Raw genomic sequence first — 10,932 nt, forward strand, 5'->3', positions numbered from 1 at the left:
AAGACCGAGTTGGCCTGCGAGAATGTGGATCTAGGCCTGTGACCTGCGAAGGTGCACGCGTGCAACTTTCGTGTCATGGCTTGCACGCGCGCTACCCTCCGGGCATGCGGAGTATGGACGATTCCCTGCACGAGATCCGGGGCGGACGACAGGTGCAGGCACGCCGGATCGGCGCGTATCTCACGGCGGTTGCGACGGCCGCGGGGTACGACGTGCGCCGGCGGCAGGGCGGGCGTGCCCAGTTGGCCGCGGTGACCGGTCTGAGCCTGACCACGGTCAGCCGGACGCTGGACGGCAAGACCTCGCCGCTGCCTTCCCAGTTGGCGACCTGGGCGGCGGTACTGGACCTCGATCCCCGGGTGATGCTGATGGAGAGCGGACTCATTCCCGAGCAGCGCGGCTCCGGACCGGCCTGCCGGGCGGAGCCGGCGCCGGTGGCCGCGTCCTTGTCGCCGGACGAGGCCATGAACGCGTGGGGGATCACCGATCCCATCATCCGCAGGACGCTGAACGGGAGCATCGTCCACGCGATCAGGATCCAGGAGGAGATCGACGAGGCCGACGGGCGGGGGGACCCCGCGCGGACCTGAACGCGGCCGGTCGGCGCCGGCTTCGGCGGGCGCCCTCAGCCCTCCCGTTCGGTGTCGGCCATCGCAGGAGGGACACAGGCGTGGGCGGGGCCGACCCCCGCGCCGCACCGGCGCGACCGGCCTCCTGTGCGCGACCGGCCTCCTCGGCGCGGTGCGCCGTCCCTCTGAGCACGCGGACGTGGACGCGGCCCGGCCGGCACGCGCCGCGGCAGGCCACCTCGCAGCGTGCGCCCCGGTCCTCCGGGGGCGGCGCGGAAGACGGCCAGGGCGAGAGCGGAGGGGCCGCCCCGGCGGTGAGGACGACCGCGCCGTCCCGGCACGGCGAACCGATGCGTCCGAGCACACGAAAGGGCAAGGAGATCCCTCTCCTCGCCCTTCTCAACTTATAGCGCACAGGGGGCCTTGCGGCAAGGCCCCCTTCGCCGTGCAGAATCACGCTCCTGTCAAGGGCGCCCGGCGTGCGGGCGGAGCGCCCGGACGCCGGACGGCGCGGAACGACCGGCGGAGGCACGATGCGCTGGAGTGGGGAATTCTCATGATTGACGTCATCATCGTCGGCGGCGGCCCGACCGGCCTGATGCTGGCCGCGGAACTGCGGCTGCACGGTGTGCACGCGGTCGTCCTGGAGAAGGAGACGGAGCCGACCAGGATCGTCCGCGCGCTCGGCCTGCACGCGCGCAGCATCGAGGTGATGGACCAACGGGGCCTGCTGGACCGCTTCCTCGCACTCGGCACGAAGTACCCGCTGGGCGGCTTCTTCGCGGGCATCAGCAAGCCGGCACCGCGCGGCCTGGACAGCGCGCACGCGTACGTCCTCGGCATCCCGCAGCCGACCATCGACCGCCTTCTCGCCGAGCGCGCCGCCGACCTCGGCGCCGAGATCCGCCGAGGTCGCGCGCTCGTCGGTCTGAGCCAGGACGAGGAGGGCGTGACCTGCGAGTTGGCCGACGGCACGCGGCTGCGCTCGCGCTATCTGGTCGGCTGCGACGGCGGCCGCAGCACCGTGCGCAAACTGCTCGGCATCGGATTTCCCGGTGAGCCCAGCAGGGTCGACACGCTGCTCGGCGAGGTCGAGCTGACCGCGACCCCCGAGGAGTTGGCCGCCGTGACGGCCGAAGTCCGCAAGACCCAGATCCGGTTCGGCGCCATGCCCCTGGGCGACGGGGTCCACCGCGTGGTCGTACCGGCCGGACGCGTCACCGAGGACCGCTCGGCCCCGCCGACCCTCGACGAGTTCAGGCAGCAGCTGCGGGCGGTCGGCGGCACCGACTTCGGCGTGCACTCGCCGCGCTGGCTCTCCCGCTTCGGCGACGGCACCCGGCTGGCCGAACGCTACCGGGACGGCCGGGTGCTGCTCGCCGGCGACGCCGCGCACGTCCACCCGCCGATGGGCGGGCAAGGGCTCAACCTCGGCGTCCAGGACGCGTTCAACCTCGGTTGGAAGCTCGCCGCCGAGATCGCCGGCTGGGCGCCCGAGGGGCTGCTCGACAGCTATGCGACCGAACGGCGACCGGTGGCCGCCGACGTGCTGGAGAACACCCGCGCGCAGATGCAGCTCGCCTCGCTCGAACCAGGACCTCGGGCCGTACGCCGCCTGGTCTCGGAACTGATGGACTTCGAGGAGGTGAACCGCCACCTGACCGAGAAGATCATCGCGATCGCGATCAGGTACGACTTCGGCGAGGGGCATCCGCTGCTCGGCCGCAGGCTGCGCGACATGGAGCTGAAGCGGGGGCGCCTCTACTCCCTGACGCACGCCGGCCGCGGACTGCTGCTCGACCGGACCGGTCGGCTCTCCGTCGCCGGCTGGGCGGACCGCGTCGACCACGTCGTCGACACCAGCGAGGAACTGGACGTGCCCGCCGTGCTGCTGCGGCCGGACGGCCATGTGGCCTGGGTGGGGGAGGAGCAGGCAGATCTGCGGGAGCACCTGCCGAGGTGGTTCGGCGCCGAGCGCTGACACCGCGGACACACCCGGACGGACCGGTCTCGGGCGCGCCCGCCCTCCCCGGGACGGGGCGGTCCGTCCGAGTCCGCGATGCCCCTCGGCGGGCCGGGCGGGTCAGACGGCGTCGGCGGCCCGACGTGCGGAGGCGTCGATCTGCACCGGGTAGCCGGCGCGCAGGACGTCCAGCGTCGAGGGCGGCGTGATGACCCGTGCGTTTCCATGACGGGGGCGCCGACTCCGCGCCCCGTAGCCCGCCGGGCCCCAGCGCACCAGCTCCGAGTCGAGAACCAGAGCGGGGGCGCCCTCGTCGAGCACGAAGGCACCGTCGGGCAGGGAGTTCCACTCCACCTCGTGCAGGCGGCGGTGCCGGGTGCGGGCGATCGGGCGTTCACGGTGCAGTTGCCTGCTCATCTGCCGAGCATGGGGCACCTCCCCTCGGGACGCCGCCCAAGCGTCCCGGTACGCGGTGTAGTCGCGGTGGCGGCACTCGCCGCACGGCCGGTGGCCCGCCGCGAACGACACCGCCTCGTCATGGAAGAAGAGCCACGTCAGCCGCCGCGGCTTCCACTGCTCCTCGTAGCGGTCCTTGAACCGCAACGCGCAGGTGATCCAGTGGTCGCCCGCCTGGGGACGCACGATCTCGTGTCCTGAGTGGACGATCCCGCGGTTGCCGGTCCAGGCACCGCGCAAGGGTATGGCGACGATGTCTCCCAGGGGGGTGACGCGATTGCGGTACGGCATGGCCCTCCTTCAGGTGCCTCGTTCCGTAGGGGTGGGTGGCCCGGGGCGGATCCGGCGTCAGTGCGCCGCGGCCCACAGGTGGTGAGAGACGTACGAACGCCACGGCGCGAGGTCGGGCCGCCCGTCCGTGAGGGCGAACCCGTGCCGCCGTGCCGACCGTACGACGCCGAGATCGGTCGTCAGCAGGATGTCGGGGTCCTTCATGGCCCGCATGCGGATGTAGTCGGCCGTCCAGGGGCGGACACCGTGCAGGGACAGGAGGGTGGCCCGCTCCTGATCGCGGTCCGACGTCAACGACATCGGCGAGGGTCGCGCCCGCCTGTTCCAGGATGGCCTTCACGTTCCGCCAGGCCTGCGTGGCCCGGCCCGTGACGTCGTCGGCGAGCGTGCCGTCGGGGTGCAGCCCGGGCGCGCCCGCCACCAGGAGGACGGTGCCGGGGGACGGTGCCGGGGGACGGCCGGTGCTGTCCCCCGTGAAGCACCGGCCGCCGGACTCGACAGATCCTTCGTCGACATCCCGTACGAGAGAAGCATGTCGCGCCCGAGCCGAGGAGTCATCAGCGATCGGTGCACACTCCCCTTGGCAATGAGTGGACCTCCCACCGCTCATCGCCCGCCTGCCACAAACGGCGTCCCGCACTGACCAAGGGGCCACGTCGGCGGCGGGTCAGGTGCCGCGGTGGAGAGCCTGGTGCCGGTGCTCCTTGGCCGTCGTGCCGTACAACGCACGGTGGGCGCGGCTGAAGTCGGTCGCGCGGGCGAATCCCCAGCGGGCGGCGACGGCGTGGATGGGGAGGGCGCGCAGCGCCGGGTCGGCGAGGTCGCGGCGGGCCGCCTCCAGGCGCAGGCGGCGTATCCACGCGGCGACCGTGGCGTCCTCGTCCCGGAAGAGGCGGTGCAGATAGCTGGGGGAGATGTGGTGCGCCGCGGCGATCGTGCTCGGGGTCAGATGCGGGTCGTGCAGGTGCTCCCGGATGAACGCCCGGACACGCAGGGTGAGTGCCCGCTGCCGGGTCTCCGGGGGCAGGCAGTCCTCGGCTTCGAGCATCTGGGCGAAGAGCGCGGCGACCAGAGGCGTCACGACGCCCGCCAGCCGCGGCCGGTCGGACGGCCGGTACGCGGCCGGGTCCGCGATCAGCCGGGTCAGGAACTGCGACAGCAGGGCCCCCATGCCGTCCCGGGCCGACACCCGCGTGCCGACGATCCGGTCGGCCATGTCGCGAGGCAGCGGCAGCAGCGCCTTGGGCATCTCCAACGCCACGGTCTGGACCGGGTCTCCGGCACTGTGGACGTCGTTCGGCAGCGAGGAGGAGTTGATGAACAGGTCGTCCGGCTCGTAGGCGGTCTCCCGATGCCGCCACAGGCCCGCCCCGTTCCCTCGGACGACGAGCGAGAGGTGGTACGTCTCGGGGTCGGACTGCCGGATCAGCTTGGGCGTACGCCGGAACACCAGCGACTGGAACGTGGCGGACCACACGGTGACGCCACCGAGGCCCAACACGCGCTGGGAGGCCCGGAAGTCGTCGACGTGATCGCTGCGCAGCTCCATCGGCGCATGGGTACGGCCCAGCAACTCGGTCCAGTAGTCGAACCGGTCCGCCGCGGGCAGATCCTCGCTCCGGAACACCATCTCGTCCAACAACAGTCGATTCACCGTTTCTGTAACCCCGGCCACCAGGGCAAGCCCCCAACGGCCCCTTGACTGCTCGCGATTGCCGAGCCCTGGGTGCAACCGTCTCGCCCGGCCTGCGGGAACGCAACCGACCGAGCCCCCGCAACTGGCCGGTATGGACGGTCAGTCAGGCGGGGTGCGCGCGGTAGTTTCCGTCCCCCGCCGTCCGCAGAAGGGACTTCCCCCGTGTCCTTCGGCTCTCTTTCCTTCACGCTGGCCAACCTGCTGCTCCGACCGGACTTCCGTTCCCGCCGCACTCCCGACCAGGCGTTCGACCGGCTGCTCACGGACGCCGGGTACGGCGAAGGCGACGAACGGTTCGCGGACGACTTCCGCACCGTGCTGCGCTGGTGGGCCGGCGCACAGGACCTCACCCCGCTGGGCTGGGTGTCCGCCCGCGGACATGTGACCCGACATCTGGCCAACCGCGCCCGGATACGGCGGCTGATGGCCGAGCATCCCGAGATCGCGGCGGAGCAGGTCGAGCGCCCGGTGTTCGTGGTGGGACTGCCGCGCACCGCCACCACACTCACCCACGGTGTGCTGTCGCTGTCCCCGGAGCACCGCTGCCCGCTGCTCTGGGAGCTGCTCACCCCCGACCTCGACACGGGCCCGGCCGGCCGCGCGAAGTCGATCCGGACCGCCCGGACGCTGACCGGCTCGATCGACCGCTTCTCGCCGCGCTTCCGGGACATCCACCCGCTGCGGCCCGAAGGCCCCGAGGAGTGCACCTTCGCGCTGCCGCACACCGTGATGCCGCTGTCGCAAGCACGCATCCCGCAGTACCTGCCCTGGCACGACGGTCGGGACTTCGTGCCCGACTACAGCCACCTCAAGCAGGTGTACCAAGTGCTCCAGTACGGCCGCCCGCGCCGCCGCTGGGTGCTGAAGTCCCCCCTGCACCTGGAGAACCTGGACGCGCTCCGGGCGGTCTTCCCGGACGCCACGATCGTGTGGACGCACCGCGACCCGGCCGTCGCGGTGGCCTCGTTCTGCAGCCTGGTCGAGCACGGCATGGGCGTGAGCACCCGTCCCGTGGACCTGCACGGCATCGGCGCGACCTGGCTGGAACTGCTGAGCCGCTCCGTCTCCCGCGGCCTCGCCGCCCGCCCGGCGATCCCCCCGCGGTCGCTGGTGGACGTCCCCTACTCCTGGCTCGGCACCGAACCCGCCGCGGGCGCCCCGAAGCTCTACGCGGCCATCGGCGCCCGCTGGACCGAACGCGACGCGGCCCGCCTCACCGACATCGCCGCCCGCCCCCACGGCAGCCGCCCGCACCGCTACGACCTGGCCCGCTACGGCCTCACCCACGACGACGTGGAGTCGGCGTTCGCGGACTACAACACCCTGCGCGCGAACGTCGACCGATCCCGGCCGTGACGCCCGACCGCATGAGCCTGCGGCGAAGGCCGCCGCACCCCGCCACCACCGCCCCGCCACGGGGCCGGCGTACGGATCTCCACCCTCACGTCCACCCATGGGTCCAGGCGTGAGAGAGGCGACGACAGCACTCTGGAGGACATGACCACGACTGACTGGATCACCGACATCGCCCTCGTCCTCGTCGTCTTCCGCCAGCTGCGCGAAGGCCGCCTGGACCTCAGGTCCTACCTGATCCCCCTGGGGATCGTGGCCTTCGTGGCCTCCCACTACCTGGACACCGTGCCGACCGCGGGCAACGACCTCGTCCTGATCGGCGCGCTGGTCGCCGCCGGCGCGGCACTCGGCATCGCGGGCGGCGTGTACACACGGATCCGCAGCACGGGCGGCCACCTCTTCATCAAGGCGGGCGCGGTCTCGGCGATCCTGTGGGTGCTGGGCATGGGCGCCCGCATGGGATTCCAGATCTGGGTCGACCACGGCGGCTCCGACGACGTGGCCCGATTCAGCCTCTCCCACGACATCACCACCCAGCAGGCCTGGGTCGCGGCGTTCGTCCTCATGGCGCTCACCGAGGTGGTCACCCGCCTGGGCACGATCTTCGTCCGCGGCCGGCTGGTCGTCCGCCGGCAGGAGTCGCCTGCGGACGCGAGCCCCGCACAGGTCCTCGGCCGTAGCCTCTGAGCATGGGCTATGGTCGCGCCGTGCACGCATCCGAGAGTGCCCCCGACCACGGGCCGGCTCCCGAGAGGGAGCCCGGCCCACGGGTCGTGCCCCGCCAGGACCCCCGGCTGCACTGGGCCGTCACCCTGGCGGTCATCGTCATCTCGGCGGTGACCGTGAAGCCGGTGGGCGTCAGCGGCCGGGGCCTCGCGGTGACCGTCCTGCTGGTGGTCAACTCCGTCGCCCTGCTGGCCCGGCATCTTCCCGAGACCAGGCTCACGCCGCGCGTGGCCCTGCTCTGGCTGGCCGCCGGGGTGCCGGCGGCCGCCGCTCTGATCGCCGTCAGCCGCAGCGGCTCCAGCTACCTGTTCGCGTACTTCCTCGTCGGCCACATCGGCTACCGGCTTCCCCTGCGACAGGCACTGTCGCTCGCGGCGTCCTGCAGCCTGCTGTGCGGGTCGGTCCTGTACTTCCGTCTCGGCCCCGGCTACGAACTGCTGCCGTGGATCGTCGGTGCCAGCACCGGCGTCCCGGTGGTGGCCGGGATCCTCAGCCGCAGCAGGCAGCGCGCGGTGGAGGCGATGGTCCAGTCCGCCGAGTCCGCGGAGCGGGCCGCGCGAGCCGAGGCACGGACCGCCGTGCTCACCGAACGCAGCCGCATCGCCCGAGACGTCCACGACGTGCTCGCGCATTCGCTGGCCGGGATCAACATGCAACTGGAACTGGTCGACGCCCTGATCGACACCGGCGACCTCGACAGGGTCCGTGAGGCCAATGACAAGGCGCACGGCATGGTCAGGGAGAGCCTCAAGCAGGCCCAGTGGACCGTCCACGCGCTACGCGAGGACTCGCTGCCGCTCGTCGAGAGCCTGACCGCGATGATCGAGTCCTCCGGCCACCGCGACGCCCTCACCGTCACCGGGACGGTCCGTGTGCTGCCCGCTCGGGCCACCCAGAACCTGCTGCGCATCGCCCAGGAATCGCTGACCAACGCGGCCCGGCACGCACCCGGCGGCACCGTGAGGGTGGGGCTCGTGTTCGACGCCGACTCCACGACCCTGCTGGTCCGCAACGGGCCCGCCACCCGTCCCGGGGCCGCGGGCGTCGGCAGCGGCATGGGACTGATAGGAATGCGCGAACGCGTCGCCCTGCTGGGCGGCACCATCAACGCGGGTCCGGTCACCGAAGGACCGGACCGAGGCGGCTGGCAGGTGGAGGCAGTGATCCCCGGATGAGCGAACCGACCGGCAACCCGCAGCGGTTGCGAGTGATCGTGGCCGACGACCAGGCCGCCGTACGCGAACCCCTGGCCGCGGTGCTCGGCATGTCCGACGACATCGACGTCGTCGCCGCCGCGGCCAACGGCGTCGAGGTGCTCGCCGCCGTCGCCGCCGCACCGGTCGACGTCGTGCTGATGGATCTGCGCATGCCCGTCATGGACGGCATCGAGGCGACCCGCCGGCTGAGCGAGGACCACCCGGCCACCGCCGTCGTCGTCCTGACCACCTTCGCCGACGACGACTCGATCCTCGCCGCGCTGAGCGCCGGCGCCCGCGGCTACCTGACGAAGAACGCGGGACGCCAGGACATCATCCGCGCGATCCGCGCGGCCGCCGCCGGACAGGCCGTCCTCGACCACGAGGTCCAGGACCGCCTCCTTGCCACCGTCCGCACCCGCCCACAGGAGGGCGGACAGACACTGCCCGCCGACCTCACACCCCGCGAACGCGAAGTGCTCACCCTCATCGGCCAGGGCCTGCCCAACCGGGCCATCGCCGAAAAACTCTTCATCAGCGAGGCCACGGTCAAGACCCACATCAACAACCTCTTCGCCAAGGCCGACATCCGCGACCGCGCCGACGCCGTCCGCCGAGCCCTCGCGGCAGGCCTGGCCTGACGGCTGCTGGCGGGGCGGACGACGCCGGCCCCGCCGTGTGAGGCGTTGACCCCAAAAGCCGTCCGCCCGTCCCGGCAGGGACCGTGGAACCGGGAGCCGCTCTACCGGCGGACCGCCGAGACCAGTCCGCCGGGGCGCTCCTCGCGCTGCGGCGGGGTGACGATCGGGCGGCCGTAGGCGGCGGCACGCTCGCGCAGGGTGTGGCTGTCGGCCTCCCAGCCGTGCCCGGCGAGCCAGCCCACCGGGTCGTCGGGCGTTTCCGAGACCCACAGGGACGCCGCCGTTCCCGGCGCGGCGTCCGCGCCGAAGCGCTCGATCACGCCACGCGAGCCCAAGGTCAGCCCCAGCCGACTGCCCGCCGCCGACTGCGTGCTGATCCGGGCCAGCAGCAGCTCCACCGCGTCCTCGGGCAGATAGATCAGCAGTCCTTCGGCGATCCACACGGTCGGCACGGCCGGGTCGTGCCCCGCGGCGGTCAACGCGGCCGGCCAGTCCTCCCGCAGATCCACCGCGACGGTGACCCGCTCGCAGCGTGCGACAGCCCGCTCCTGGCGCAGCACCGAAGCCTTGAAGTCCAGTGGCGCGGCGGTGTCGACCTCGAACAGCCGGGTGCCCTCGGGCCAGTCCATCCGGAAGGCCCGGCTGTCCATGCCGGCGCCGAGCAGCACGACCTGCCGGATCCCGGACGCGGAGGCCCGCTGCAACAGGTCGTCGAGGAACCTCGTCCTGATGACGATGGAGAACGACACGGCCAGTCGGCGGAGGCGCGCGGCCTCGTCCCCGGGCGGAGGCGAAGACGGCCACAGGCCGCCCGCGGTGGCGAAGGCCCGGGCCAGTGGGTCGCGGAACAGCGCGTTCTCCCGCCGGCTCTCCAGCGCCCGCACCCTGGCCACCCCCACCGCCGTGGCCCACACCCCTGACGGCCGCACCGGCCCCCGCTCATCAGTCACCGCGCCAGCCTAGACGGTTGTCCGAGGCGCGGTTCGCGAAGCCGGTGGCGTGATGCGCGACGGAGCGTGGCTGGGGTGGCGCGGGCGCAGGGTGACCGCAGTGACGACCGTGGAGGGAGCCAGTAAAGTCGTGGTCTTCGGTTGGCGGAAGCCACCCGGAGTCCCCTGAGGCTGTGCCCACGATGACCGTCGACGACACTCCCGCCCGACTCAGGCTCCACCGTGCTCTGGACCGCCTGGAAGTCACCTTCCGCGGAATGACCGCCCGAAGCGACGAGACCCAGTGTGTCTGCCACTGGGGCGACGAAGAAGAACTCGCACAGCTGAAGATCCCGGACGTGGCGCTCGACCCGGACCTTCTGCGACGCACCTGGAACGCCCCCGACTGGGACGACCACGGCGCGGTACTGCGCCGTGTCCTGCCCCAGTTCGCCAGGGCCCTGGTCGGTGGTCTCGTGGAGCCCACGTCCGGCATGGAAGAGGTCGGACGGTCGTTCGCTCGCGGCCACTGGCGCCGGTGGCCCACACCCCAGAGCGCGGCCGTGCGGGAGTTTCTGCACGCCTGGTGGGCCCACACCCTCGACACACCCGATCCCGCCGTACCCGTGCGCTCCTCGCGCTGTGCGCCGAGGCGTCAGGCACACTCAGCCCCTGGCTCGCTGCCTGGGAGGCCCTCGAACACCGCATCGCCGAGCGGCATGTGGCCGAAGCGGCTGCTCACTGGGAGTACGACCTGCTGGGTGACCAACTCCCCTGGGAGGCATGGGACAACGCAGATGCCCTGCGCACCGAGCTCGCGACCTGGTTGGTCCGTCACGCCCCCCACGCGGCTTCGAGCACTCGACGTTCCCGAGGAACTGCTCCACCGCATACGGCTCATCGGACTCACCGGCCCCGCCCGCTGGGAGGATCCGCACTGGCCCAACCGCCGCTACTGAGCGGCTTCCCCGCAGCGACTCCCGCCTGGCTCGCGCGGCGACCTCCACTGAGTAGCTACGTGAACGAGCCCCGGATGTGTGGTCCGGGGCTCGTTGTCCCTGTGTCAGCGTGTTGTTAGGGGTGCGCTGGAGGGGTGGTGGGTGGGGTTAGCG

11 protein-coding genes and 1 pseudogene are annotated in these 10,932 nt (G+C 72.2%); 7 read left to right on the forward strand and 5 right to left on the reverse strand.

The genetic code is table 11. The annotated features are described in order from the left end of the window. Positions 1–104: 104 nt before the first annotated feature. Positions 105–590 carry a transcriptional regulator gene (locus AB0C59_RS20110; protein WP_363006350.1) on the forward strand — a complete coding sequence of 162 codons (486 nt, stop codon included), beginning with the start codon at positions 105–107 and terminating at the stop codon, positions 588–590. Between the two features lie 535 nt (positions 591–1,125). Next, complete coding sequence (gene rox, locus AB0C59_RS20115; RefSeq protein WP_363006352.1) at positions 1,126–2,550, forward strand: rifampin monooxygenase; 1,425 nt, start codon at positions 1,126–1,128, stop codon at positions 2,548–2,550. A 102-nt stretch (positions 2,551–2,652) separates the two neighbouring features. Here the strand turns inward: rox and AB0C59_RS20120 are convergent, their stop codons facing one another. The 4 genes and pseudogenes from AB0C59_RS20120 to AB0C59_RS20135 form a co-directional block, all read right to left on the reverse strand. Continuing rightward, positions 2,653–3,279 carry a hypothetical protein gene (locus AB0C59_RS20120; RefSeq protein WP_363006354.1) on the reverse strand — a complete coding sequence of 209 codons (627 nt, stop codon included), beginning with the start codon at positions 3,277–3,279 and terminating at the stop codon, positions 2,653–2,655. Positions 3,280–3,336: 57 nt separating this feature from the next. Then, positions 3,337–3,579 (reverse strand): hypothetical protein, encoded by a 243-nt coding sequence (locus tag AB0C59_RS20125; protein ID WP_363006356.1) that lies wholly within the window; start codon positions 3,577–3,579, stop codon positions 3,337–3,339. 46 nt (positions 3,580–3,625) lie between these two features. After that, positions 3,626–3,889: pseudogene (locus tag AB0C59_RS20130) on the reverse strand (hypothetical protein); the annotation flags it as partial. Between the two features lie 57 nt (positions 3,890–3,946). Continuing rightward, positions 3,947–4,933, reverse strand: coding sequence for a helix-turn-helix domain-containing protein (locus AB0C59_RS20135; RefSeq protein WP_363006358.1), 987 nt, complete (start codon positions 4,931–4,933; stop codon positions 3,947–3,949). Positions 4,934–5,137: 204 nt separating this feature from the next. Between AB0C59_RS20135 and AB0C59_RS20140 the strand changes: the two genes are divergently transcribed. The 4 genes from AB0C59_RS20140 (at position 5,138) to AB0C59_RS20155 (ending at position 8,891) form a co-directional block, all read left to right on the forward strand. Continuing rightward, the gene (locus AB0C59_RS20140; RefSeq protein ID WP_363006360.1) at positions 5,138–6,331 is read left to right on the forward strand and encodes a sulfotransferase; all 1,194 of its coding nucleotides are present in this window, start codon (positions 5,138–5,140) and stop codon (positions 6,329–6,331) included. A gap of 141 nt (positions 6,332–6,472) precedes the next feature. Continuing rightward, positions 6,473–7,015: a hypothetical protein gene (locus tag AB0C59_RS20145; protein ID WP_363006362.1), complete on the forward strand. Its 543-nt coding sequence runs from the start codon at positions 6,473–6,475 to the stop codon at positions 7,013–7,015. A 2-nt stretch (positions 7,016–7,017) separates the two neighbouring features. Further along, positions 7,018–8,229 carry a histidine kinase gene (locus tag AB0C59_RS20150; protein ID WP_363006364.1) on the forward strand — a complete coding sequence of 404 codons (1,212 nt, stop codon included), beginning with the start codon at positions 7,018–7,020 and terminating at the stop codon, positions 8,227–8,229. Further along, complete coding sequence (locus AB0C59_RS20155) at positions 8,226–8,891, forward strand: response regulator transcription factor (protein WP_363006366.1); 666 nt, start codon at positions 8,226–8,228, stop codon at positions 8,889–8,891. The genes AB0C59_RS20150 and AB0C59_RS20155 overlap by 4 nt, the downstream gene beginning before the upstream one ends. 101 nt (positions 8,892–8,992) lie before the next feature. Here the strand turns inward: AB0C59_RS20155 and AB0C59_RS20160 are convergent, their stop codons facing one another. Further along, positions 8,993–9,805, reverse strand: coding sequence for a class I SAM-dependent methyltransferase (locus AB0C59_RS20160; protein ID WP_363006386.1), 813 nt, complete (start codon positions 9,803–9,805; stop codon positions 8,993–8,995). Positions 9,806–10,014: 209 nt separating this feature from the next. Here AB0C59_RS20160 and AB0C59_RS20165 point away from each other — a divergent pair, with 209 nt between their 5' ends. Then, positions 10,015–10,779, forward strand: coding sequence for a hypothetical protein (locus AB0C59_RS20165; RefSeq protein WP_363006368.1), 765 nt, complete (start codon positions 10,015–10,017; stop codon positions 10,777–10,779). Positions 10,780–10,932 lie beyond the last annotated feature (153 nt).

Origin of the sequence: Streptomyces sp. NPDC048664 (assembly GCF_040650555.1) — a bacterium.
Classification (GTDB): domain Bacteria; phylum Actinomycetota; class Actinomycetes; order Streptomycetales; family Streptomycetaceae; genus Streptomyces.

Coding starts and splice junctions, on each gene's coding strand:
- AB0C59_RS20110 (WP_363006350.1), top strand. CDS start 105: ATGCGGAGTATGGACGATTCCCTGCACGAGATCCGGGGCGGACGACAG.
- rox (WP_363006352.1), top strand. CDS start 1,126: ATGATTGACGTCATCATCGTCGGCGGCGGCCCGACCGGCCTGATGCTG.
- AB0C59_RS20120 (WP_363006354.1), bottom strand. CDS start 3,279: ATGCCGTACCGCAATCGCGTCACCCCCCTGGGAGACATCGTCGCCATA.
- AB0C59_RS20125 (WP_363006356.1), bottom strand. CDS start 3,579: ATGTCGTTGACGTCGGACCGCGATCAGGAGCGGGCCACCCTCCTGTCC.
- AB0C59_RS20145 (WP_363006362.1), top strand. CDS start 6,473: ATGACCACGACTGACTGGATCACCGACATCGCCCTCGTCCTCGTCGTC.
- AB0C59_RS20150 (WP_363006364.1), top strand. CDS start 7,018: ATGGGCTATGGTCGCGCCGTGCACGCATCCGAGAGTGCCCCCGACCAC.
- AB0C59_RS20155 (WP_363006366.1), top strand. CDS start 8,226: ATGAGCGAACCGACCGGCAACCCGCAGCGGTTGCGAGTGATCGTGGCC.